The organism is Natronogracilivirga saccharolytica (assembly GCF_017921895.1).
GTDB classification, from domain to species: Bacteria; Bacteroidota; Rhodothermia; order Balneolales; family Natronogracilivirgulaceae; genus Natronogracilivirga; species Natronogracilivirga saccharolytica.
Map to the genome: position 1 here is coordinate 129,231 of NZ_JAFIDN010000007.1, position 23,962 is coordinate 153,192.

The 23,962-nt window shown below is 49.9% G+C and carries 18 protein-coding genes; 11 read left to right on the plus strand and 7 right to left on the minus strand.

Annotation, left to right across the window (positions count from 1 at the left end; translation table 11 throughout):
* Positions 1 to 72 precede the first annotated feature (72 nt).
* Together NATSA_RS10045 and NATSA_RS10050 are read left to right on the plus strand one after the other, a co-directional pair.
* Positions 73 to 744, plus strand: a complete 672-nt coding sequence (locus NATSA_RS10045) for an HAD-IB family phosphatase (RefSeq protein WP_210512217.1) — start codon at positions 73 to 75, stop codon at positions 742 to 744.
* Between the two features lie 25 nt (positions 745 to 769).
* On the plus strand, positions 770 to 1,819 hold the full coding sequence (locus NATSA_RS10050) for an iron-containing alcohol dehydrogenase family protein (protein ID WP_210512219.1): 1,050 nt from the start codon (positions 770 to 772) through the stop codon (positions 1,817 to 1,819).
* A 12-nt stretch (positions 1,820 to 1,831) separates the two neighbouring features.
* On the opposite strand, the gene NATSA_RS10055 is transcribed toward NATSA_RS10050, so the two are convergent.
* The gene (locus NATSA_RS10055; protein ID WP_210512221.1) at positions 1,832 to 2,902 is read right to left on the minus strand and encodes a serine hydrolase domain-containing protein; all 1,071 of its coding nucleotides are present in this window, start codon (positions 2,900 to 2,902) and stop codon (positions 1,832 to 1,834) included.
* A 364-nt stretch (positions 2,903 to 3,266) separates the two neighbouring features.
* Between NATSA_RS10055 and NATSA_RS10060 the strand changes: the two genes are divergently transcribed.
* Together NATSA_RS10060 and NATSA_RS10065 are read left to right on the plus strand one after the other, a co-directional pair.
* Positions 3,267 to 3,932, plus strand: coding sequence for a TorF family putative porin (locus NATSA_RS10060; protein WP_210512223.1), 666 nt, complete (start codon positions 3,267 to 3,269; stop codon positions 3,930 to 3,932).
* Positions 3,933 to 4,067: 135 nt separating this feature from the next.
* Positions 4,068 to 5,447, plus strand: coding sequence for an ammonium transporter (locus NATSA_RS10065; protein ID WP_210512225.1), 1,380 nt, complete (start codon positions 4,068 to 4,070; stop codon positions 5,445 to 5,447).
* Between the two features lie 116 nt (positions 5,448 to 5,563).
* Here the strand turns inward: NATSA_RS10065 and NATSA_RS10070 are convergent, their stop codons facing one another.
* Together NATSA_RS10070 and NATSA_RS10075 are read right to left on the minus strand one after the other, a co-directional pair.
* Positions 5,564 to 6,280: an ADP-ribosylglycohydrolase family protein gene (locus NATSA_RS10070; RefSeq protein ID WP_210512226.1), complete on the minus strand. Its 717-nt coding sequence runs from the start codon at positions 6,278 to 6,280 to the stop codon at positions 5,564 to 5,566.
* Positions 6,277 to 7,719 carry a sialidase family protein gene (locus NATSA_RS10075; protein ID WP_210512228.1) on the minus strand — a complete coding sequence of 481 codons (1,443 nt, stop codon included), beginning with the start codon at positions 7,717 to 7,719 and terminating at the stop codon, positions 6,277 to 6,279. The genes NATSA_RS10070 and NATSA_RS10075 overlap by 4 nt, the downstream gene beginning before the upstream one ends.
* Positions 7,720 to 7,920: 201 nt before the next feature.
* On the opposite strand from NATSA_RS10075, the gene NATSA_RS10080 reads away from it, so the two are divergent.
* A complete protein-coding gene (locus NATSA_RS10080; protein WP_210512230.1) occupies positions 7,921 to 9,195 on the plus strand; it encodes a U32 family peptidase in 1,275 nt (424 codons plus the stop codon).
* A 107-nt stretch (positions 9,196 to 9,302) separates the two neighbouring features.
* Here the strand turns inward: NATSA_RS10080 and NATSA_RS10085 are convergent, their stop codons facing one another.
* The 3 genes from NATSA_RS10085 to NATSA_RS10095 form a co-directional block, all read right to left on the minus strand.
* Positions 9,303 to 9,569: a hypothetical protein gene (locus tag NATSA_RS10085; RefSeq protein WP_210512232.1), complete on the minus strand. Its 267-nt coding sequence runs from the start codon at positions 9,567 to 9,569 to the stop codon at positions 9,303 to 9,305.
* On the minus strand, positions 9,535 to 9,693 hold the full coding sequence (locus NATSA_RS10090) for a hypothetical protein (RefSeq protein ID WP_210512233.1): 159 nt from the start codon (positions 9,691 to 9,693) through the stop codon (positions 9,535 to 9,537). The genes NATSA_RS10085 and NATSA_RS10090 overlap by 35 nt, the downstream gene beginning before the upstream one ends.
* Before the next feature lie 242 nt (positions 9,694 to 9,935).
* Complete coding sequence (locus NATSA_RS10095; protein WP_210512235.1) at positions 9,936 to 10,826, minus strand: substrate-binding periplasmic protein; 891 nt, start codon at positions 10,824 to 10,826, stop codon at positions 9,936 to 9,938.
* Positions 10,827 to 11,002: 176 nt separating this feature from the next.
* Between NATSA_RS10095 and NATSA_RS10100 the strand changes: the two genes are divergently transcribed.
* The 3 genes from NATSA_RS10100 to NATSA_RS10110 all read left to right on the plus strand — a co-directional run bounded on the left by NATSA_RS10100 (position 11,003) and on the right by NATSA_RS10110 (position 17,041).
* On the plus strand, positions 11,003 to 11,767 hold the full coding sequence (locus NATSA_RS10100) for a hypothetical protein (RefSeq protein WP_210512237.1): 765 nt from the start codon (positions 11,003 to 11,005) through the stop codon (positions 11,765 to 11,767).
* 728 nt (positions 11,768 to 12,495) lie between these two features.
* Positions 12,496 to 15,522: a SusC/RagA family TonB-linked outer membrane protein gene (locus NATSA_RS10105; RefSeq protein WP_210512239.1), complete on the plus strand. Its 3,027-nt coding sequence runs from the start codon at positions 12,496 to 12,498 to the stop codon at positions 15,520 to 15,522.
* Positions 15,523 to 15,622: 100 nt separating this feature from the next.
* Positions 15,623 to 17,041: a RagB/SusD family nutrient uptake outer membrane protein gene (locus NATSA_RS10110; protein ID WP_210512241.1), complete on the plus strand. Its 1,419-nt coding sequence runs from the start codon at positions 15,623 to 15,625 to the stop codon at positions 17,039 to 17,041.
* 227 nt (positions 17,042 to 17,268) lie between these two features.
* Here NATSA_RS10110 and NATSA_RS10115 read toward each other — a convergent pair whose 3' ends face one another.
* Positions 17,269 to 19,242, minus strand: a complete 1,974-nt coding sequence (locus NATSA_RS10115) for an ABC-F family ATP-binding cassette domain-containing protein (RefSeq protein ID WP_210512243.1) — start codon at positions 19,240 to 19,242, stop codon at positions 17,269 to 17,271.
* Positions 19,243 to 19,359: 117 nt separating this feature from the next.
* Here NATSA_RS10115 and NATSA_RS10120 point away from each other — a divergent pair, with 117 nt between their 5' ends.
* The 3 genes from NATSA_RS10120 to NATSA_RS10130 all read left to right on the plus strand — a co-directional run bounded on the left by NATSA_RS10120 (position 19,360) and on the right by NATSA_RS10130 (position 23,947).
* Positions 19,360 to 21,147 carry an alpha-amylase family glycosyl hydrolase gene (locus NATSA_RS10120; protein WP_210512245.1) on the plus strand — a complete coding sequence of 596 codons (1,788 nt, stop codon included), beginning with the start codon at positions 19,360 to 19,362 and terminating at the stop codon, positions 21,145 to 21,147.
* 120 nt (positions 21,148 to 21,267) lie between these two features.
* Complete coding sequence (locus NATSA_RS10125; RefSeq protein WP_210512247.1) at positions 21,268 to 22,599, plus strand: ATP-grasp domain-containing protein; 1,332 nt, start codon at positions 21,268 to 21,270, stop codon at positions 22,597 to 22,599.
* A gap of 19 nt (positions 22,600 to 22,618) precedes the next feature.
* On the plus strand, positions 22,619 to 23,947 hold the full coding sequence (locus NATSA_RS10130; RefSeq protein ID WP_210512249.1) for an ATP-grasp domain-containing protein: 1,329 nt from the start codon (positions 22,619 to 22,621) through the stop codon (positions 23,945 to 23,947).
* The last annotated feature ends 15 nt before the right edge of the window (positions 23,948 to 23,962 follow it).

Genomic DNA, 23,962 nt, shown 5'->3' on the forward strand with positions numbered 1-23,962 from the left:
CAGGCCACAGGATGTGAAAAAACCTTGTTTCCGGACGACAAAGGTGCCATTTTAGTGGAAAATTAAAGAAAAATGCCCCGCAATCCTCCGGAAAACCACAAAAGGATCATGGTTTCAGATTTTGACGGCACCATGACCAGATACGACTTTTTTGATATGGCCCGCCGGCATCTGCCAACGGCTGCAGACCATGATTACTGGCAGGATTATCTGGACGGAAAATTATCTCACTCTGAGGCAATGGCATCCATTTTCGGTGCAATCCGGACGGATCACCAGGGTATGGGAAACGCCTTGGCCCGTATGGAACTTGACCTGACACTCCGTGATTCCGTGACCAGACTTGAAGCTGCCGGATGGAAGATTATCGTTGCTTCCGCCGGATGTGAGTGGTACATCGAGCGGTTGCTGTACAAAGCAGGGCTTGATCTGGAAGTGCATGCCAATCCCGGCACATATACTCCCGAAAACGGCCTGGAGCTGACCTTGCCAACGAACTCACCCTATTATGATCCCGAAAAGGGTATAGATAAAGAAGCGATCGTCCGCAGGGCCCTTTCGCAGGATCCGCAGGCAGCCTTTGCCGGAGACGGCCGTCCCGATATTGAGGCTGCAATGATTGTCAGTGGAGACTGCCTGTTCGCCCGCGGCATTCTGGCCGATTACCTCACTGGAAAAGGCCGTCCTTTCCATTATTTTAATAACTGGAAACAAATAGCAGATACGCTTCTGGATCAGAGATAATCTTTATTTATCGGTCAGCATACATATGCAACACACCCAAATAGACATACCCAGCCTTGTCCGAATCAAAGCCGGAGCTGCCGGACGCGTCGGGATATACGCTCGCCGAAATGATTTTACGGATGTCGTGATTCTTCACAGCAGTGATCTGAAAACGAATTTAATGCAGCGACTTCGTGAAGGTCTTGAGGCCGAACAGATTTCGGTTAGGAATCAACGGGCCGTTGAAGAAGCCTCATTCGAGCAGGCCCGGGAGCTTTTTACGAAATTGCCTTCCGGGACCCGGGCTATCCTGGGATATGGCGGTGGCAAGGCGCTCGATACGGCCAAATATGTCTCGTTCCTGAGCCGCTTGCCTTATATATCTATTCCAACGTCACTATCCAACGATGGAATGTGCAGCCCACAGTCCAGTCTGAGCCTGGAAGGCCGCCGAAAATCGCTGCCATCCAGTATGCCTTTTGGAGTCGTGATCGATACCGAAGTCTGCCTGGAAGCGCCTGAAATACTGTGGCTTTCCGGTGTAGGCGATCTGGTAGCCAAGCTGACAGCGATCACCGACTGGAAGCTTGCTTTTCACGCGGTCGGAACAAAAATAGACGATTTCGCCGCATTGCTATCAGACTCAACGGTTTTTCAGTTCATTGCCCGCCCTCAGCGCGATCTTGAAGGAGTCAGGCTGCTGGGAACCGCACTGATGCTCAATGGCATATCGATGGGCGTTTGCGGGTCATCACGTCCTGCAAGCGGCAGCGAACATCTGATCTCCCATGCGCTGGATTCATTGAAGAGCAAGCCGGCTCTGCATGGCCTCCAAGTCGGAGTTGCCACCTATCTTGTCAGCCTGCTCCAAAAGCGGAATTCGGAAACCATTGCCGGACTGTTCGAGAAGACCGGCTTCTGGGATGCCATCGCGTCTGATCCCTTCAAGCTGTCCGACTGGATAGAAGCCGTTCGTCTTGCGCCCGAAATGAAAGAGGATTTTTACACAGTGCTTTCTTCGCGCGACTGCCTGCCGGAAGCAGAGCATCTGATGCGCAATGATCCCTGGCTGAAATCCTGTTTTGTGGAATGACAGGCTCCGGCCTTAACGCAGCTTGTGCAATGTATTCATAATACGGAAGATGAACCGTACGCATTTTTTTTGCCATGACTGGTGATTGAAGCTTCCGATGACGAATGCTTCCAGTTCCGGATGGTAAAACATGAATGCGCCGGTAGCACCAAGTACACCCCATGATTTGTATTTGGATGGCAGGATTATTGGAATGGGACGAACCTGCCAGATACCATATCCGTAATCCCATCCCGGATACAAAGGAGCTTTATCAGTGAGCATGGTTCCCAGGGTATGTTCCGATATCAAACGGTGTCCTGTCAGCGCCTGCATGAATTTGAGCAAATCATTCATTGGCGCTGTAACGCCGCCGCCTGAAAAGTCAATACCGGCAAAACCCCTGATGTCGTTCAGGCGGGTATCCTTGTAATAGAAGCCGGCTTCTTTATATGCAGGCTCTTTTTCCGGTTTTGAGTATTGGAGCATGTAGCTGTGCTCCATATTGACCGGATCAAAAATCAGTCTTTTCATCACGGCATGGAATGGCTCGCCGCAAACTCTTTCAACGATCAGCCCGAGCAGATAGTAGTTGGTGTCGGTGTAATAAGATTTTTTCCCCGGTGCGGCAGATGGCTTGAGGTTTTTCTTGGCCCATTCGATACTTTCACTGGGACTGATAGCAAAGCTATGATCGGCAAGCATTTTTTCAAACAACGGGTAGAAGTTGTCAGGCAGCCCTGAAGTTTGATTCAACAGGTGTCGTATCTGAATTTGCTGAGAATAGTCCTTCTGTTTATAGACATGCAGGCCGTCCATTAGCCCGAAATCGAGATACCGGCTGATGTTATCCTCAAAGGACAGTGCCTTTAGTTCGTGCAGTATCGCAACAAGTACAGAAGTAAACAGCTTGCCGACACTGGCCATGTACACAGGCTGATCCGGGTTCGGATTGCCGTTTTCTCCCGGACCTTCTGCCAGATTGAGATATAATTCTGTCTTGTTGGAATGAACAAGCAAGTAAGCGTTTTTCAAATTCGGGTCTTTCCGCACCTGGTCCCTGAACCGGGCTTCAATCCGTGATATTGCAGTGCTGTTATTCATGGAAAGTAAAAGGCTAAATGGTGACGAACTTCAGGTTCGGCCCTCTTGCGACAGGCTGTTTCAAAAAAAAGCACATTTTTTTTATCACTTTGCAAGCGCTTTTTACATGCGTATTCGATATAAATTACTATAAATGATGAATTTGCATAAAATTATTATTGCAATTAGTGAAATCATATTCATAAATTAGCCACCGAAAGGAGCGGAGTTTATAAAATAAGCAAATGAGCCGGGTGTGTCAGTATGGTTTTTCGCGCCTTTCAGATGCAAGTTAAAAAAGGGGAACATCGTGACCGGGAAGAAACGATGCCCCCTGTGAATTCTATCAATCACTCTCAAGTAACCAATAGAACAGGAGTAATCTATGACAAAGTTGCTAATCAGCAAAATTACATTTCTCATTTTCTTGCTAATGGTTTCAACTGCCGTTAGTACCGCAGCGCAGGTTAGCCTCGGAGTAGATGCAATGAACCGTTATGTATGGCGGGGATTTGATTTCGGAGACTCCCCCAGTATTCAGCCGGAGCTGAATTACACCAATGGCGGGTTTGAAGTCGGGGTCTGGGGTGCTTTTGCAACAAACGGCAATCCGGCAGGACAGGAAATTTCTCCCTGGGTGGCATATACGGCTGGTACAGATGCCGGTGATTTCACCTTTATTGCTACCGATTATACGTTTCCGGGTCCCGGCGGTACCTGGCCACATGACTCTGACTCTCACGCAATCGAATTGGGGCTTGGATATGAAGGTTTCATTAATGCTTTTGCGGGCGTGTTCGTTTACGGAGACGATGACAATTCCATGTATGTAGAACTGGGTTATGATTTCCGGTCTGTCGGCATTTTTGCAGGTTTTTCCCCATACGAATCTGCAGAATACGGCACCGATGGATTTGGTCTGATCAATGTCGGCCTTTCTTACGATTACGACATGACAATCACACCAGACTTTGATCTGGGGATGACATCCTCGCTGGTCTGGAACCCGGAATCGGAACTGTTGCACCTTGTGTTCGGCATCAGCCTGTGATCCGGACGGTTACGATCACGCACTCTAACCACCAATGACTCCGCCGGTTTGCAGGAAAGTGTCCCGGAGTAAACCTTGTCCGCATCACCACGCCGGCGTGTGTCCAATCAAAACCCTGAAAAAACAGATTACATTATGACAGCATCACGATTATATAAAGAAGCAGCGTTGTTTACCGGTATCATATTGCTGGGCAGTACAGCCGTACATGCCAGCGAGTACACTACCATGGAGGAGTTTGCAGCATCCGCAGATTATGCGAAATTTGTAGTTGATAATTTATGGATACTCATCAGTGCGTTCATGGTATTCATAATGCACCTGGGATTTGCATCCGTGGAAAGCGGAATGACTCAGGGTAAAAATGTTGTCAATGTCATTTACAAAAACATTTTTATTCTCTGCTCGGGTATTCTGATCTACGCCGTCGTTGGTTTCCAGATTATGTATCCCGGAGATTTTAACGGATTCCTCGGATTCGGAGGGCTCGGTATCGGTTTTGATGCTTCCGATCCGGTCGCATTCCTGACCCCGGCATATGGTGAAGACATGACCATCTGGTCTGATTATATCTTCCAGGCCATGTTTGCCGCCACGGCTGCAACCATCGTATCCGGTTGTGTCACCGGACGGATTAAAATTTCCATGTTTATGGTTTTCGGAGTTCTTCTGCTCGCTTTCTGTTATCCGGTTACAGGCAGCTGGGTGTGGGGCGGCGGATGGTTGGACGCCATGGGCTTCTATGATTTTGCCGGTTCTACGCTGGTTCACGGCGTCGGTGGATTTGCCGGCCTGGCCTGCATCATGCTGCTCGGTGCCCGCAAGGGGAAATATGAAAATGGTGAAATCAAGCTGATTCCGGGCCATAACATTCCTCTCGCCACAATCGGCGTGTTTCTCCTCTGGTTCGGCTGGTTCGGGTTCAACGGAGGATCTGTACTGAGCGCCAATCCTGCTGAGGTATCCTACGTATTTGTTAATACCGCCATCGGAGCAAGCGCCGGATCTCTTACCGCTATGCTGGTAACTTATGTAATCATCCAAAAACTTGATGCCACAATGGCCCTTAATGGTGTCCTTGCAGGTCTGGTCGGGATTACCGCCGGCGCCGACGTGCTTACCCCTCTGACAGCCGCCATCTCCGGTGCCGTTGGTGGAACGATCATGGTGTTCGGTGTGATGATGCTGGACAAAATGAAGCTGGACGATCCGGTTGGTGCCGTAAGTGTGCATGGTTTCGCCGGTATCTGGGGCACACTTGCCGTCGGTATTTTTGTGGCCGACGTTGCCTTTACAACCCAGTTGCTCGGAACGCTTGCCGTTCTTGGCTTCACTTTCGTCTTTTCCTTAATTGTGTTCGGAGCTATCAAATACACCCTTGGTGTACGGGTAACCGATGAAGCCGAAAACGTGGGATTGGATATTGCCGAACACGGTATCAGTGCCTATCAAAACTTCAATCGTATCAAAGGCCAGTCCGTACCGGGTACAGTGGAAGCCAACCCGCTGAAGTAGTTCTAAACTGACATCACAACCACCAGGAACATGGCAAACCAAAACACCCAACTCGAACCCCAAAAACCAAACGATAAGTAACTGCATGCGCTGCTTTGATTCCCGTCTTCCGGTATTTATGACCGGCGGACGGGACCGGCAGTTCCGCCTGTCATGCACGCAATGGTATCGGTATCGCCGCCTATAGAAACGGCTAACCGGACAGCACTTTCATAATCATCGCTTTCCAGAAAAGCCACAATCGCTTCCGGCACGGTTCTCTGACAAGTGGCATTGAACTCATATCCTGCCCTGATATCATCCAGCCTGAAATCAAGATTGTAGTTAAAGCTGCGGACAATGAAATTCCGGATATCCTCTTTCGAGCTGCCGTTTTGCGCCAGAAACACAGCAGCCGCAATGGCTTTCGCACCCTTGATACCTTCGGGGTGGTTATGGGTGACTTCAGCCGATCTTCCGGCGGTTTCCAGGACATCTTCCATGGACTGACAGGCCGCACCGACAGGACTCACCCGCATCGCAGATCCGTTGCCGTAACTGCCGTAGGGCTTTGGACGCTCTTCCTGCAGCCAACTGATAAACATGCCGCCATAGCCGCGGTCCGGATGCCTGCGTCCGTACTCCCACAGCGTGTCGGAGAATGGCTTATTGCTGGTCAGACTGTCAGCAACGGCAATGGTGAGCACCGTGTCATCGGTGAAATCGCTATCCTCATCGAGTATTGGAAATTCGGTTGTTTTGATGTAGGCTCCTTCGAATTTCGATCCAATAACGTCTCCTGAAATCGCCCCTGCAAGGGGTCCCGGTTTTAAAATGCTTGTACTATCGGTCATGGTTTATTATTTGCAGCTCCTTTTATCAGCCGTATTCTGCTCTGTTCACCATCAAGATACGAACTGTTTACAATAGAAAAACTTCCGTCCGGACCTGCAGCCAGCTTATTGGACAGCAGGCCCTGTCTGCTTCCGTTAGTGCCGTCCTCCGGATCTCCCGTACCCGGAACAACCACAGGCCCCGCAAAGTCAGCTCCAGCGTTGACCGAAACGGTGAATCCCAGTCCGACGGGACGCCTGCGCACATCGGGGAAAAGCTCCCAGGTCACATATATCTGATCCTGTTCGCCGGTTTTCAGTGACGGAAAATGGGCACTGTCATAGTCGCCGGGATGCGGTGTGGATATGCGCGCCGGTTCAGACAAGTCGGCCAGCCCCGGTCCGGATCCGGTTGCTGCACTGACATAATATATATGATAGGCCCGGAACGGCCCGTCTGCACTTTCGCCATAAACCAGGTGAAGGGTTCCGCCGCTGTCAACGGCAAGGTCGGGTGCGTCGGAATGGCCGCCGGATTCGATCAGCACTTCCGGCTCAGAAAACTCCGGCATCTCGTCGCGATTTTCCGGGGTTGCTGCCTGCGCATATTTTATATCGCCCCATTGCTGTTCGCCAACCGCCCATGCCAGGTGAATTCTGCCATCAGGTCCGGTCGACAGGGCCGGACCGCGCGCGGGTTTTTCCGGATGGTCAAACACCGTCAGCGGTTCTGAAAACGATTCTCCCTGATCAACGGACCGGCTGATGCGAAGAGCTCCTTCATACTCGGTCCAGACCGCATAAACCGAACCGTCCGGCCCCACATCCAGATCCAGACTGCCGTTGTCCCAGTTCTGTGCAGTCAGACGGCCTTTGCCGGCACCGGCCGGAGTTTGCGACAGGTTCACAGGTTCGCTGAACGTTTCCCCGCTATCGGTTGACCGGGCAAAGAAGATCTCTCCGCCATGCGATCCTCCGGAAAAAACAATCTCCTGCCAAAGGACATATATAATGTTGTCGTCTTTCGGACAAAAGGCGACGCGCGGGAGCCAGGAAAAGGTATCAGGGCTGTCCGATACAACGACGGGATCACCGCGATCCGCCTCATCCTGCAATCCGTGCCACTGAAACAGAACATCCTTTTTGGCCTGATCGACCCACACCAGTGCCGTGTTCCCGTGATCATCCATGGCCGCGGAAGCATCATCCACATACCGGAAATCCGAATCATTCATCCGCCACGGCCCCTGATAAGCGGGCCCTTCGGCAATTTCCTCTGCGTCATGCCATGATACGTAGTTGCCCGGGTCTTTATCGGTTCTGTCGGCTTCGGCCCATACACTCGCCAGCAGCACCCAGGCCGTCCAGATCATCATACCTGCAAACAGCAGAACGGCCATGACCGATCTCATCACGGTTGAACTCAGAAACATCCAGAACAAATGGCTGTGGGTCGGCATGATATTCACTGCTGGTTGGAACCGCTGCGGTTATCTCTTCTGATAAATAAGCAAAAATCCGGTACTTGTTCAATAATTTGCGGTCCGGTTCATATATTTATCACAACGTCGCAATAACTTCGTTTACACTTTGTATGATGAAACTTTGCTGGATAACTTTGCAGGCACTTTCTGATTCCTTCCTGCTCCCTGATTTTCCTGATGACAATAAAGCACAAAAATATCGCAGATGGCCCGGGAATCGCTGATGATATCCAGATCATGGCACCGGCCGGATCGATGGAGTCGCTTGCGGCTGCCTTGAAAGCCGGAGCAGATTCGGTCTATTTCGGAGTGGACAAACTTAACATGAGGTCCCGCTCCAGAAAGAACTTTACGCTCGGTGACCTGCCCGAAATCAGCGCCAAATGCAGGAAGTTCAATGTTAAATCCCATCTGGCTCTGAACACCGTGCTGTATGATGAGGATCTTTCAGCCATGCAGCGGATGGTGGATGCAGCTGCAGATGCGGGCATTTCGGCAGTTATCGTTTCGGATCCGGCTGTGATGCAGTATGCACGGGATGCGGGAATGGCGGTTCATATGTCGACTCAGTGCAACATCACCAACACTGAGGCAGTCCGGTTTTATTCCCGCTGGGCGGATGTGATGGTTATGGCGCGGGAGCTGACACTCGAACATGTCGCCGGGATTGCCGCGGAGATCAGGGAGCAGCAGATTGCCGGACCCTCCGGACAACCGGTCCGGCTGGAAGTCTTTGCTCACGGCGCGTTATGCATGGCCGTATCAGGCAAATGCTACCTCAGCCTGCATACGCATAACTCCTCCGCCAACCGGGGCGCATGTGTGCAAAACTGCCGGCGTCCCTACATCGTAACGGATAAAAAAGGGGAGTACGACCTTGAGGTTGACAATGAGTACATAATGAGCGCCAAAGATCTGTGTACCATTCCCTTTCTGGACAAGGTGTTGCATGCCGGTGTGCGGGTACTCAAGATTGAAGGGCGCGGCCGGTCAGCCGATTATGTCCGGACAACGGTAACGTGCTACCGCGAGGCCATCGAAGCGATCCGGTCAGGCACGTTCACGCCGGAAAAAATCGCGGAATGGGAAAACGAGCTGGCATCAGTATATAACAGGGGGTTCTGGGACGGCTACTATCTTGGCCGGACTATCGGCGAGTGGAGTGACGTGCATGGGTCAAAGTCCAAAGAGCGGAAAATATACATAGGTCCCTGCCAGAACTACTACAGAAACGCCGGAGTTGGTGTTTTTAAGGTTGAAACAGACGGCATTGAAAAAGGCGACAAAATCATGATCATGGGTCCGACCACCGGTGCGCTCAGCACGCATGTTGAAGAGCTCCGGATCGATGATCAGCCTGCAGCCAAAGCTGTACGCGGCGATCTGGTTACTTTGCCGCTTCCGGATAAGGCCCGCCGGGCTGACAAGCTATACAAAATCGTGCCGGCATGATCCGGAAGCCGGTACCGCGGCCTGCCCGGCTACTGTATGTTTGACCCGCATGCATCCCTGAAATTTGATAACGCTGTATAGCGTAGCGCACTTGTCACGAGACGCACTTACCTGGGGAGAGAGGGATGGGTAACTGTCGGAAATTCACCGGTGAGTGTTTTCAGAAAAGCCACCATCTGTTCAATTTCCTCGTCATTAAATGTGCGGTTTGACTGGCTTTGCCCCATAACAGAAACCGCTTCTTCAAGTGTAGCAGCCGACCAGTCATGGAAGTAGGGATATGTCAGTTCAACATTCCTGAGCGGAGATACACGGAATACATATTTGTCATCCGGATCTTCAGTAACCTGGTACCTCCGGAGGAATAGGTTCAAAAAGAGGGGAGATGTCGGCCCGCGGCTCGGCATCATCATTGCAGCTGGTGAAAAAGACAAAACTGCCGACGGTGATCAGAAGCAAGGCAGAAAGCAGATAAAGAGGACGTAAATAAATATTCATAATACCTCCGCAGTTGGATATACAGCTTTAATAAATAAAAGTGATTTGAGTCAAAGACACTTCAATAAATAATTTACCTTTTAATATATACGGGAAGGGAAATATTGGCAAGTCAAATTAATTTCCGGGTTTGAACAGGCTGCTGAATTTTGAGCGCAGCATCATCCGGAAAACTGATGATTCATGTGACTTTTTTGAATTCCACGGTTTACCTGTAGAAAAGCGCCGGTATTCAGTGATTTTTACTGATCGGCAGCATCCAGGAGGGTGCGGGCCAGTTCGGTACCGAGATGTTTCTTCATAATCTCCCGGTATTTTTCCGTTTGCGTGATGCCTCCGTTTTTCCCGAAGAATTGCTTCACGACCGGCTCCCAGGTGGATTCGAGAGGCATTATGTATCCGAACTCTTCGGCAGATTCATCAGCGACATCATGCCGTTGCAGCGGCGCCCCCTCTTCGCGGGCTCTCCAGTAGTTGTACAGGTCGATGTAAGCGAAATAGGCATCGCCTGATGACAGTTTTTCGATAATTTCAGCATTACTGTGCGCCATGATGATTTCGGCGTCCGGATGGTATTTTGAGACGATTTCAGTGAGCCTATTTTCGTGAAGCGTACCCTCGAAGGCCAGGGCGTCCCTGCCGGAAAAGGTTTTTCCGATGCGTTCCGGCGCCTCGAGTCCGGGCGCATTTTCGTGCGTTACCAGAGATGCAATATTGGTCATGTATGAGGGGCTGAAGGCAAGTTCGCTGCGGCGCTCTTCGGTAATGGTGACATTGCCAAATCCTATCAATCCGTCTTGTCCATCAACTACTCTCTGGTAAAACCGGCTCCAGTTTTCTTCCTCTTCGAAAACGATTTCAAGTTCTGCCTCATAGGTATCCGATACAAACTGTACGAATTCACGCAGCAACTCAACAGTCACACCGGTCAGCTTTCCGGAATCATCTTTGTAGGCGAATCCGTCTGCCGGAACATAGAGTGCCTTAATCGTACCCGAACCTTCTTCCAGAACCTCTGGCCACGGATCTCCCTTGTCCTGTGACGCCTGTACTGTGCCCGGCAGAATTGAAATGAATATAAGCAACAGAATTGCGGTGACAGCAAAGAGCAGCCGGCGATTTTTAAAAGTCATAATGATCAAATATATAGTCGAATCTTAAAGAAAAATAATGAATCGCAATGTAAAATATTGTTAATATAGCGTTTGTCACACACTGTATTTGGCATTATACAGCACGCTCTTGTTCCGGAAGTGCCCGTGCCAAACGCAGCTTATCACAAAAATATCAGTTCTAATCCGACGAAAATATGTCAACCGTATCCAATATCCTATTGATTCTGGCAGTGCTGTCCTTTGCTTTTATCTCCTGCAGCAGCAGTAGCAACAATGAAAATGAAGAGGGCAGCGGAGATCCGTCCGATCTTCCCCTGGAAAATCTGATGAGTCAGGATATTTCATTCATGGTTATGACCGTTGAAGAATTCGGGGATGACCTGGATGCCTATGTGATGATCAATACCACTGAAAATTTCGAGAGTGTCAGTCTGAAATTGAACGGTAATCCTGTTCAACTCGAGAGTTGGTTCGGGTTTTATTTTGCAGACCTGGAATTGACACCTGCTCAGGAAGTTGATTTCGAGCTTGAAGCCGACGACAACTCATATTCGGGTTCGCTTACCATTCCGGGATTAATTCAGGCCTCATTTCCGTCGGATTTTGATCTGTCATCCAGTTACAGTTTCAGCTGGGAGATCGATGAAGATCCGCCTTCCTTTATCGCATGGCTGGATATTGACACTGATGATGAATGGGTAGAAGAGGCCGAATTACTCAGTGGTAATGCGCGCAGTCATACTTTTGACAGCAGCATCTACTCACATCTTTCGGAAGACGATGTCTGGTACATTGACGTCGGCATCTCGGCTATCGATTTTGATATCAGGGACGATTTTGTTTTCGTCGCGTCAATTGACAATTATCACGAGTATGAATTTGACTCGGATTTCTTTTTCCGTAAAAAAGAACAGCCGGGCGGACGATTATTTCAGCTGATAATGGAATCCGGCCGTTAAGATATTCAGCCATAAAAAGCCCGTGCTTCATGACTTGATCTGGAGTGCGGGCTTTTTTTGCAGATCACAAAGCTGCTTTTATAATTTTTTTTTCAGATGTGTCCAGATATTGTATTTAAAAAATGTAAAACTTTAATAAAATAAATGTACTGGAAATTACCAGTAAATAAAAATAGGTTAACAAGGACAATAATTGAAATCAAACCAGTCTGTTTTATTTCAGTTTATCAAATGTAATTTCATATTGTAATTGTATTGAAAAGAAGTATTTAAGCCCAATAAAATACAGTACTGCATTGATATACGAAGATCTTAAAATACATGTTTGTTTATGCGTTAACATCGGACGATTATTACAGTATTTTAAGAATTTAAAGACGCTAAATTATTGAAATTATTTATTCTGAAGCGAATATGTAAAAGTCGCACCGGTTGCCGTAAAGTATTCATTTTTCAGGGATATCCGGGAGTCTTGCGTTAATTGATATAATCATTAACTTTGCTTTTTTAGCCGAAGCACTACGGCTGAAAAATCTTGTTGTTGTCCTTTCATTGTACTGGGTCAGACATTACTTCATAGATGGCTCTGTACATTAGAATCGGTTTAAGGTGTTCTTAAAGCAGACATCAACAATAGAAAGATGGTTTTCCATACAGAAAGATTGAATATGCCGGACCTTTCCGGCTCCAGGTGGGAACAAAATCAATAATAAAGACTGAGGTTATATATGTTCAGAAATGTACTGTTGTCATTGGTGATCTGCCTCTTTGCAGCACCGGTTGCTTTGTCGCAAACCGGCAGCCTGACAGGAGAGGTCACAGATGCCCAAACAGGAGAAACACTGGCTGGTGTTAATGTATTTATTGAAGAACTGGAGGTAGGTGACGTGAGTAATGTCGATGGACAGTATGTCATCGAGAATATCCCGACCGGTGAGCATCTGGTCAGCGTTACTTACGTCGGTTACGCAACAATTGAAGAGTCAGTAACCATATCAGAGGGAGAAAACATCCTGAACTTTGAAATGGATGTGGATATGGTCGGACTTGACGAAATGGTCGTTGTCGGTTATGGCGAACGTGTTCGCCGCGATGTCACCGGTTCCGTATCATCCGTAAGCGCCGAACAAATTGAAAATACACCGGTTACCACTCCGGAACAGCTCCTCCAGGGACGAACCGCAGGTGTTCAGGTGTCTTCCGCATCCGGTGTTGCAGGCGGAGTTGTTAACGTCCGTGTCCGCGGTTCATCATCAATCCAGGCCGGCAATCAGCCGCTGTATGTCATTGATGGTATACCCGTGACTACCGGTGAAACTGGTGGGGAGCTTGGTCAACGCACAAATGCTCTTGCTGATCTCAATCCGGGCGATATCGAGTCCATTGAGGTGCTCAAGGATGCCTCCGCTACCGCTATTTATGGTTCCAGAGGCGCAAATGGTGTTGTCCTGATCACTACCAAGCAGGGTGAGGCCATGGACCGTACAGACATTTCGGTAAACTATTTCCGTGGTGTGACCGATGCCACGTTTGACTGGGATGTACTTGATGGTCCCCAGTGGTCCGAAGTATATCGGGAGGCATTTGACAATTATTCCTTGCTTACCCAGGGAGAAGTAATTCCCGGATTTGAGACATTTATGGACTATCCGGAAGTCCCGGACGCTGATGAAGCTCCGACATATGATTTTGTTGATGAGTCATTCCGTACCGGAACGCTGCAGGAACTCAGCGTATCGGCAAGAGGCGGAGATGTATCGACGCGGTACTATGTAAGCGGTACGTACCATCAAACCGAAGGATATATCATTGAGAATGAATTTCAGCGCCTCAGCGCCAGGCTGAACCTGGAGCATGATGCAACAGAACGCATCCGTGTAGGTGCTAATGTGGGACTGACCCGGACGATGAATGACCGTGCACCGACCGATAACCTGGTTGCCGGTACACTCACTTCCGCCGCTCTCATTCCACCGGTTGTCCCGATATATCAGGATGAGGAAGCTGAAATTTACAATTTTGCCAATCCCTGGAATATTGCGGACAACCCGGTTGCCGTAGCAGAAAACAATCAGTACTCCACTAATCACTGGCGTGTACTGGGTAATCTTTTCGGTGAGGTCCGTCCGACACAGCATCTTACTCTCAGACTGTCAGGTGGACTTGACCTGCTCAACTCCGATGATTACCGCCGCTATTCTGAGCTTACCGGTGACGGTGCTCCAACCGGACTTGGTTCACAAAACGTGCGTGAAACTGAGAACTGGACAGTCACCGCGACAGCCAATTATTCCCGCACATTTGAGGATGTACACAGGCTGACTGCAGTTGCCGGGACGGAATTGCAGCGCCATCAGCGTCTTCAGGTAACTGCAGCAGGTACGGCATTCGTCAGTGACCTTTTCCCGAATGTCGCTTCGGCTGCAGATGTACTTGACTACACTTCCTTTGTTGATGACAACTTCGGAATGGAATCTTATTTCACCCGTGCAACTTATACTTATGATGACCGATACACAATCGAAGGAAGTGCACGTATCGACGGATCTTCCCGCTTTGGGGAAGATAATCGCTACGGATTCTTCCCGGCCGGTGCCGTTGCATGGAGGATCAGTGAAGAGGATTTCTTTGATATCGACACCTTTACCGATCTCAGATTCCGCGTAAGTTACGGTATCACGGGTAATGATCAGATTGGTGATTTTCAGTCCAGAGGACTCTTCGGCGGTGCTGATTATGCCAATCTCCCGGGACTCTATCCTTCTCAGCTGGCCAATCCGGACCTGACCTGGGAGAGTACTTATCAGTTTGATATCGGAATGGACGCTGCACTGTTTGAAGACAGGGTCTCACTCTCGGCTGATTACTATCACAGCCGCACCGATGACATGCTGCTTCCCGTTCAGACTCCGTACTCCAGCGGATTTCAGAATGTTGTACAAAACGTGGGCAGTATGGTCAACCAGGGTGTCGAACTCACACTCGAGACTCTGAATCTCGCCGGTGAATTCCAGTGGACCACCCGTTTCAATGTTTCCTATAATGAAAATGAAGTCACAGAGCTCGTAGACGGAGAGGATATTTCCGCCGGACTTCAGCGGGTAAGAGAAGGCGAACCGCTTGGAAGCTTTTATCTGATTCGCTGGCATGGAGTAGATCCGGAGACAGGAGAAGCACAATGGCTTGATAAAGAGGGTGAAATTACCAATGATCCCGGTGACGGAGATCGAGTAATTGCCGGACAGGTCGACCCGTCATGGTTTGGCGGTATTGAAAATTCATTCAATTACCGTGGATTCGGTCTGGATGTGTTTTTCCAGTATGCTACCGGACATGACGTGTACAATGATACGTACCGGTTTATGATGACACCTGCTACCTTCAATCTGCATACAGATTACATGGACCGCTGGCAGGAACCGGGAGACGAGACCGATGTTCCAAGAAACGTATTCGGTGACCTTGCTGATGATGCAACGAGAGCATCCACACGTTTTCTTGAAGACGGAAGTTACATCCGGCTGCGTGAACTCACCCTCTCCTACAACCTTCCTCACAACTTTACTGAGCAACTGGGAATCGCCAATGCCCGGTTGTTTGTTCAGGGAACCAATCTTTGGACATCTCATAACCTGAGTGTCGGGGATCCGGAAGGTTCAGCAGACGGTGCATCAGGTAACCTCGACCGTGGCGAACTCTTCTTTACACCGCCGCAACAGCGTACCATCACCGGTGGAGTCAACCTGAACTTTTGATTGATGTTGATATGGTCTGGTGCCGGCAGGTAACCGGCATCAGATCTCCTTCAAAATCAGTAATCAATCCGTATCCAATTTTTTAAAAGAGCTTTTCATTATGAAATATCCAAAGTCAATTTTACCCGTATCTCTCATTGCAGGACTGTTTTTCCTGGCTTCCTGCGATGTACTTAATATCGAGCCTGAGCAGTCCCTCTCAGATGAAGAGATTTTCACCGATGCATCCGCTGCTGAAGCGGCTGTTGTCGGAATGTATGACGGACTGCAGGAAGGTGGTGCATATGGCGGTATCGGCATTATGGCCGCTGATTTTCCGACCGATGTATCCCGTTTTACAGGATCGTTTACTACGTTCCTGAATATCAGAGACTACGATCCTATAAGCAGTACAAATATATCTATTCTGGACATATGGGCTGATACCTACAATCCGGTCAACCGAGCCAACAATATCATTGAAGGTGCCGAAGAGGTTCCGGATGTATCCGGCGAAGTTATTGCCGGATGGCAGGCAGAGGCCATGTTTGTCAGAGCGCTGAGCCATTTCCATCTGGTACGCTATTTTGCCAGACCCTACATTGACGGCCGGGACAACCCCGGTATTCCGCTGGTTCTGGAACCAACCGATGAGCCGGGCGAACATCTCAATCTCCCGAGAGCTTCTGTAGGTGATGTATACGACCAGATCATTGAAGATCTTGAGTTTGCCGAGGCCAATCTTCCGGCGGAACAAGCCTTTGACGGTCAGGCAACTGTAGGTGCCGCACAGGCACTTCTGGCACGCGTCTACCTCCATCAGGAAGAATGGCAGCTGGCATATGATCATGCCAACGCCGTGATCGAAACATCCCCGTATCAGTTGTCTGCCGATGTTGTAACACCCTGGGCTGACGTCAACTATAACGGTCCTGAGTTTATCTTTGCCGTTCAGAACCGTGCAGACGATCAGATCGGTGTGAACGATGCCATTGCTTCTTTCCATATCCCTGATTCAGAGGGTGGCCGCGGTGACATCCGTGCATTCTCCAAACTCGTGGAGTCGTTTGAAGAAGATGATGAACGGCTGAGCGGCCTCCATTATGAGACAGACGATGAGTCGGAAGAAGGTGATATCTTCACCGGCAAGTGGGTAGGAGGCAGCCAGGAAGACAATATTCCCGTGCTTCGCATGGCGGATGTCTACCTGATGCGCGCAGAAGCGGCAGCCGAACTGAGCGAATACGAGCAGGCGCTGACCGATCTTAATACGATCCGTAACCGTGCCGGAGCTTCTGAGTATGATGAAGATGATTTCGCCAATGGTGATGAACTGGTGGATCTGATTCTGCATGAGCGGTATCTTGAGCTCAGCTTCGAAGGGCATCGCAAGCATGATTTCCTACGCCGCGGACTGGATATCCAGGATGAAAACCAGGGTCGGGTCATTCCTCACGACGCAGACATGGTGATCTTCCCGATCCCAGCCCGTGAGATTGATGTCAATCCCGAACTTGAGCAGAATCCGGGATACAACTGATCCGGTAATAAGCCGTGATCTTGTACGGGTTTATGCCAAACCTGTGAGTGACATATGGGTCATTTAAAATGTGACTCAATGGAGAAACACAGGTGACGAGCCTCATTTACAAAGCCATTCTGCCAGAGGCAGGATGGCTTTGTTATGTTACAGCTCTCTCGTTTAAATATTTTCGCATTTAATTACGCATACGCTCAAATTCTCGCGCGCTCAAAAACCTCTCGCGTTCAGATACCTTCACGTTCGGCCAGTTCAAGCCAGCGCTCGCTTTTCTGATCAATAAGTGCTCCCAGCTCGCCATGCCGCTCGGACTTATGCTGCAAATCCTCATATTCCAGTGTGCCGGAGGCTAACGCTGTCTCTATTTCTGACTTCTCTTCTTCAAGCTTTGCAATTTCTTTTTCGAGAGCCCCCAGTTCCTTGCGCTCCTTGTAGCTCAGCTTTTTTTTGACATCAGCACCAAACCCGTCGGATCCGTTGCCGGATACGTTGTGCCCGTCGTTTTTCTTACCGTTTGCTGCACGCTGTTTTGACTTTGAACCGGAGCGGCTCTGTCCGGCGCCATCGGATGATTTGTGGTCGGTAGCGGGATCGCCTTTCTCTTTCTGTGCCAGTTCCTGCCGGTACTCACGATACGTACCATTAAAATCCCGGATGTGACCATTACCCTCGAAAATAAAATAATGATCAACCAGCTTTTCCATGAAAAAGCGGTCGTGTGACACGACGATCAGACACCCTCCGAAATCCTGAAGAAAATCTTCAAGCCGGGTGAGTGTCTCCAGATCAAGGTCATTGGTGGGCTCATCCAGAATGAGGAAATTGGGGTTCTTGATCAGAACCATCATCAGGCCCAGTCTTCGGCGTTCACCGCCGCTCAGTTTGCCTACCGGCGTATACTGCATTTTGGACGGAAACATGAAATGTTCCAGAAACTGGGATGCAGAGATCTGCCTGCCGTCCGACAAGGTGATTACTTCGGCAATCTCCTTTATCACTTCAATAACTCTCAGATTCTCATCTGCCTCCAGGCCCTGCTGTCGATAATGGCCGTAAATAATAGTGGACCCTTTGTCGATGAAGCCTGCGTCAGCTTCCTCCTCTCCGGTAAGGATATTCAGAAAGGTGGTTTTGCCGGATCCGTTATTGCCGATAATACCGATACGCTCGCCCCGGTTGAAGGAGTAGGAGAAGCTGTCAAGTATCACCGTGCTGCCGAACGATTTGCTCACATTTTTAAGTTCGAGGATCTTTTTCCCCATGCGCTGCATCGAGATGTCCAGCCGCAGTCCTGGTCCGCCGGTCTGCTGTTTCACCTTTTCTTCGGTTTCGTAAAAAGCGGAAATACGTGACTTGGACTTGGTTCCGCGGGCCTTGGGTGCCCGGCGCATCCACTCAAGCTCTTTTTTGAGCAGCTGTCCGGCCTTGTTGACGGATTGCTCCTCGGCTTGCTGCCGTTCGGCCTTTTTTTGCAGATAATATGAGTAGTTTCCCTTGTGGTGGTAGAGCTTTCCCTGATCGATTTCGATAATGTGATTGCATACCCGATCCAGGAAATAGCGGTCATGGGTCACCATCAGCAGGGTAGTCGTGCTTTTTTCGAGATAGCTTTCCAGCCACTCGATCATCTCAATGTCAAGATGGTTGGTCGGCTCGTCAAGAAGCAGAATGTCAGGATTATCGAGCAGGACAAACGCAAGCGCGACACGCTTTCGCTCTCCGCCGGAGAGAGAAGCAATACTCTGATCCAGTTCATGAATGTTAAGCCTGCCCAGAATCTGCTTCATACGCTGTTCGTAATCCCAGGCATCAGCGGCGTTCATGGCGGCAAGAGCCTCATCGTACTCCTTTCTGGAATTTTCGGTTACCTTCTCCTCCTGGGCTTTAACCGCCTTTTCGTAGCGCCGGATGGTGGAAACAACATCTGAGCGGTCCCGGGAGATGCATTTCCTGATGGTCAGTTGGTCATCAAGGCGCGGCTCCTGTTCGAGAAAGCCGACGCGAACGCCGTTCCGAATCATCACCTTGCCTTCATCCGGGGTCTCGCTGCCGGCCAGCACTCTCAGAAGTGTCGATTTGCCAGTACCGTTGGGCGCCACGAGTGCGGTCTTGTCCCCCTTTGAAAGACCGAATGTGAGTCCTTCAAACAGTGGTTTGATGCCAAATGATTTGGAAAGCTGTTCTGCTGAGAGATACGTCATGTTTTGGAATTGAGGTAATTACCACCACCGGCGGCAGCTGGATTATACCGTGATTATTGCTAAATTGGAAACATGTGCTAAACGCTTTTTGATCCCGAACATTATACCACCGGACCGATGGAGCTGTTGAGAGATAAAGGGGCAGTATTGCATGACAAAGGATGCCGGTTTTCGGTCTGGGCACCCCATGCTGATGACGTTTTCGTAACGGGTTCGTTCAACAACTGGGACAAGCAGGCGAATCCCATGATACCCGGCAAAAATGGGGTATGGAAGGCCGACATCGAGGGCGTCAAGGACGGCGACGAGTACCGCTACCGGATTATCAACGGGGACAAGGAGCTTTATCGCATCGATCCCTATGCCCGGAAAGTGACAGATTCCAGAGGCAATGGTGTCATCAGGCCACTGCAGCTTTGCAGCGATATGAAGCCTTTCGAGCCGCCGCCGATGAATGAACTGATTATCTACGAAATTCATATTGGCACTTTTGGCAAAACAGAGGATCAGTCCGGTCCCGGCACCCTCGAGGGCGCAGCAAGGCACTTGCCATATCTTCGCGATCTGGGCATCAATGCGGTTGAAATCATGCCTCTGGCAGAGTTTGCCGGCAGTTATTCATGGGGTTACAATCCGGCTCACATTTTTGCAGTGGAAAGTGAATACGGACGATTGTACCAGTTCCGGAAGTTTGTGGAAGAAGCGCACCGGCTGGGAATCGCCGTAATCCTCGACGTCGTCTACAATCACTTCGGACCGGACGACCTGGACCTGTGGCAGTTCGACGGTTGGAGTGAAAACAATATGGGCGGCATTTATTTCTATAATGACTGGAGGGCCGAAACGCCCTGGGGGCATACCCGCCCCGACTACGGCAGGGAGCAAGTCCGCAGGTTCATCCGCGATAATGCGCTCATGTGGCTATGCGAGTATAATATCGACGGACTGCGATGGGATATGACATCCTACATCCGGAATGTTCACGGGCATGACGGCGATCCCGGAGGTGATCTTCCGGACGGATGGAGCCTGATGCAGCAGGTTACCGGGGAAATAAAGGATTTCCGGCCGACAGCCATAAACATTGCCGAGGATCTGCAGAACAACGCCGCCCTGACCAAAATGCCGGAAGACGGTGGTGCCGGATTTGATACGCAGTGGAATGCCCGTTTCGTGCACAACGTCCGTAAAAATCTTCTGGCCCGCCATGATCACTACCGCAACATGGACGAAATCAGGGATGCCATACTTCACCGGTACTATCTGAATGCATTCGAGCGTGTGATCTACACGGAATCCCACGATGAGGTGGCAAACGGAAAAGCCAGGGTACCCGAAGAGGTGGATCCCGGCAGTGCCTCGTCATGGGCGGCAAAAAAGAAATCCCTGCTTGGCGCCGCGCTCGTTTTTACAACACCCGGCATTCCCATGATCTTCCAGGGCCAGGAATTTCTGGAGGATGACTGGTTTCATGATCAGGATCCGGTCGACTGGTCCAAACTGGAAACCTTTCACGGCATCTATCTTTTTTACAGGGATATTATCGCGCTGCGGCGCAACAAACATGGAAATACACTGGGTCTTACCGGCCAGGAAGTGGATGTGTTTCATATGAGCCACGAGCTGAAAATGATCGCATGGCACCGCTGGAGCCAAGGCGGACCCGGCGACAGCACGGTTGTAATCGCCAATTTTTCAGGAAATGAGCGGCATGATTATGAAATTGTCATGCCGTCACCGGGGAAATGGATCGTACGCCTGAACAGTGACAGCAACCACTATGATCCGGATTTTGGAAATAACGGTTGTTCCGAGGTGCATGCAGAACCGAAAGATCAGGATTCCCCGCCCGTTGGAAAGATTCGCATTGCCCCGTACAGTGTGCTGATTTTGTCCCGCGATTAACCACCCTCATTTTTTTCATAGCACAGATTATTTATTTCTTTGTTATCCGGAATAGAGCTAACTTTATTGCAGATGTAGTTGGCCTACCCTCATCAACTTACGCTATTCCCGGACGACACCATGCCTTCTCTGCCTTCGAAGAATGTTTTCATGATCGGATTAAATGAATTCAATCATGAAAAACTGAAATCCATCAGGAACTTTGACTCATACACATTTCACGGACTCATACCGCCCGAAGAAGCTGAAGATGCGGATGATTACAATATCCCGGTCATGCTGAACGAACTGGAAAAAAAGCTGATAAAGTTCAACGGATCCGTGGATGCCATCGTGACATATATTGATTTCCCTATCAGCATGATGACCCCCATCCTGCGGCCGAAATTCGGACTTACCTCACCCTCATTGGAGAGCATCCTGAAATGCCAGCATAAATACTGGGGGCGGGTAGTTCAGAAAGAGATCGTGCCCGATGCCGTACCGCGGTTTTGCGCCCTTGACCCGTTTGCCGATGATCCTTATGCATCTGTGGATCTGAAGTTCCCTTTCTGGCTGAAACCCGTTAAATCAGTCGGATCATACCTCGGGTTTCGCATTAAAAACCGCAGGGAGTTTGACCGGGCCGTCGGGGTCATCCGGAAATACATCGGAAGAATGGCCGAACCCTTCAATGCCATCCTCGACCGGGCTGAAGTACCTGCAGAAATCCGCAAGGTGGACGGCAGCTTCTGTATAGCGGAACAAATTATCGGAGGGCGGCAGTGTACACTGGAAGGATATGTTTTTAATGGAAAAGTAAATATTTATGGTGTGGTTGATTCCATCCGCCATGCCAATAAATCGACATTTTTCCATTATGACTACCCGTCCCGGCTGCCCGTTTCGGTACAGAAGCGCATGACCGCAATCACCGAAGATGTGCTGGCACATATCGGCTATGACAATCATCCGTTCAACATCGAGTTTTTCTGGAACCAGTCCACCGGCAAGATCTGGCTGCTTGAAATAAATACCCGGATATCGCAGTCACACAGTGACCTTTTTGAAAAGGTGGATGGCGCCTCCAATCACCAGATTACCGTAGAGCTGGGAATGGGGCGCGACCCCGCATTTCCCAAACGAAAAGGGGAATACAACAGAGCTTCCAAGTTTTTTTACCGCAAGTGGGAAGATGCGATCGTCACACGGGTACCCACACCGGAAGAGATTGCAGAAATACAGCGCGATGTGCCCGGGTCGCTTATTGACGTGAAAGTTGCGGAGGGGGTCCGGCTTTATGATCTGAACGAGCAGGACAGCTACAGCTACGACCTGGCATGGATTTTCCTCGGAGCCAATAACTATCGTGATCTGGGCAGGAAGTACAGAGAGTGTGTTGAAAGACTAAGATTTGAATTCAAACAGGCAGACCTGCTGCCGCCCGGGCAGCGAATTGAATCGCAACCGTAATATAAAGTCCGGCATGGAAATGAAAAAAAAGAACCTGTTTGTGATCGGACTCAATGAGTTTAACCGGGCCAGGCTTGAAGGCCTGCAGCACGCTGATGAATATGAATTTCATGAACTGCTTTCCTATGAGGAGGTTACCGAACAGGACGAGTATCCGGTTATCGATTTGCTCCAAAAGGCCGAAAATATAATTGCCGGCTTTCAGGGCACAGTCGACGGGATTATCGGATACATGGATTTCCCGGTCAGCACGATGGTTCCTGTGCTCTGTGAACGGTTCGGGCTTCGCTCGGCATCGGTGAATGCATTCATCAAATGCGAACACAAGTACTGGAGCCGCGTCGAACAGCAGCAGTCCATTCCGGATCATATCCCGCGCTTCTGTCTGTTCGACCCTTTCAGCGACAACCCGGCCGATGAGATCACCCTTGCCTATCCGTTCTGGATCAAACCTGTCAAATCATTCGGATCCCATCTGGGGTTCATGATCAGAAACAAATCGGACCTGGATGAAGCCATACCGGTAATCCGGGAGCAGGTCGTACGAATCTCAAGGCCTTTCGACCGTTTGCTGGACTATCTGCAGCCCGCCATGCCCGATCACGTCCGGGAGGTCAAAGCCCATTACTTTCTTGCCGAAGAGCTGATTGGCGGACTTCAGTGCACCCTCGAAGGCTGCATGCATGACGGGGAGCTGCATGTGCACGGCATCGTGGACTCGATCCGCTATCCCGGCCGGTCGGCTTTTTTTCGGTATCAATACCCCTCGGTCCTTCCGCAGCGAATCCGGCGGGAAATGACCCGCATCTGCAAAACATTTCTGAATCATATCACATTCAACAACTCCGCATTCAATATGGAGTTTTTCTGGAACCGCCGCATGAACAAGATCTACATGCTTGAGGTCAACACCCGCATTGCCCAGCATCACAGCGAACTCTTCCAAAAAGTGGATGGCGTTTCCAACCACCAGGTGCCGGTTGATCTTGCCTCCGGCCGCATTCCCGCTATTCCTGACGGTAAAGGAAGGCACAAACTTGCTGCCGCCTGTTTCTACAGGGAGTTTCGGGATGCCTTCGTAGAGCAGGTGCCCGGTGACCGCGAACTCGAGCGCATCCGGAACAGTGTCCCGGGGACCATCATTCAGGTGGATGTCAGCCCCGGAATGTACCTGTCCGATCTGCCCGAACAGGACAGCTACAGCTATATTTGTGCACTCATATATCTGGGAGCGGACAACCGGAAGGAATTGCTGAGCCGCTACAACTTGTGCCTTGGCGAACTTAGCTTCCGTATGTCACCCGTCGGGAACAACCCGGACCGGACTTCGGACAGCACCAAAAACTGAGACCGGAAATCCTGT

Excerpts from the sequence above, each read along its gene's own strand:
- NATSA_RS10045 (WP_210512217.1), top strand. The coding sequence starts at position 73 with ATGCCCCGCAATCCTCCGGAAAACCACAAAAGGATCATGGTTTCAGAT.
- NATSA_RS10050 (WP_210512219.1), top strand. The coding sequence starts at position 770 with ATGCAACACACCCAAATAGACATACCCAGCCTTGTCCGAATCAAAGCC.
- NATSA_RS10055 (WP_210512221.1), bottom strand. The coding sequence starts at position 2,902 with ATGAATAACAGCACTGCAATATCACGGATTGAAGCCCGGTTCAGGGAC.
- NATSA_RS10060 (WP_210512223.1), top strand. The coding sequence starts at position 3,267 with ATGACAAAGTTGCTAATCAGCAAAATTACATTTCTCATTTTCTTGCTA.
- NATSA_RS10065 (WP_210512225.1), top strand. The coding sequence starts at position 4,068 with ATGACAGCATCACGATTATATAAAGAAGCAGCGTTGTTTACCGGTATC.
- NATSA_RS10070 (WP_210512226.1), bottom strand. The coding sequence starts at position 6,280 with ATGACCGATAGTACAAGCATTTTAAAACCGGGACCCCTTGCAGGGGCG.
- NATSA_RS10075 (WP_210512228.1), bottom strand. The coding sequence starts at position 7,719 with ATGCCGACCCACAGCCATTTGTTCTGGATGTTTCTGAGTTCAACCGTG.
- NATSA_RS10080 (WP_210512230.1), top strand. The coding sequence starts at position 7,921 with ATGACAATAAAGCACAAAAATATCGCAGATGGCCCGGGAATCGCTGAT.
- NATSA_RS10090 (WP_210512233.1), bottom strand. The coding sequence starts at position 9,693 with ATGAATATTTATTTACGTCCTCTTTATCTGCTTTCTGCCTTGCTTCTG.
- NATSA_RS10095 (WP_210512235.1), bottom strand. The coding sequence starts at position 10,826 with ATGACTTTTAAAAATCGCCGGCTGCTCTTTGCTGTCACCGCAATTCTG.
- NATSA_RS10100 (WP_210512237.1), top strand. The coding sequence starts at position 11,003 with ATGTCAACCGTATCCAATATCCTATTGATTCTGGCAGTGCTGTCCTTT.
- NATSA_RS10105 (WP_210512239.1), top strand. The coding sequence starts at position 12,496 with ATGTTCAGAAATGTACTGTTGTCATTGGTGATCTGCCTCTTTGCAGCA.
- NATSA_RS10110 (WP_210512241.1), top strand. The coding sequence starts at position 15,623 with ATGAAATATCCAAAGTCAATTTTACCCGTATCTCTCATTGCAGGACTG.
- NATSA_RS10115 (WP_210512243.1), bottom strand. The coding sequence starts at position 19,242 with ATGACGTATCTCTCAGCAGAACAGCTTTCCAAATCATTTGGCATCAAA.
- NATSA_RS10120 (WP_210512245.1), top strand. The coding sequence starts at position 19,360 with ATGGAGCTGTTGAGAGATAAAGGGGCAGTATTGCATGACAAAGGATGC.
- NATSA_RS10125 (WP_210512247.1), top strand. The coding sequence starts at position 21,268 with ATGCCTTCTCTGCCTTCGAAGAATGTTTTCATGATCGGATTAAATGAA.
- NATSA_RS10130 (WP_210512249.1), top strand. The coding sequence starts at position 22,619 with ATGAAAAAAAAGAACCTGTTTGTGATCGGACTCAATGAGTTTAACCGG.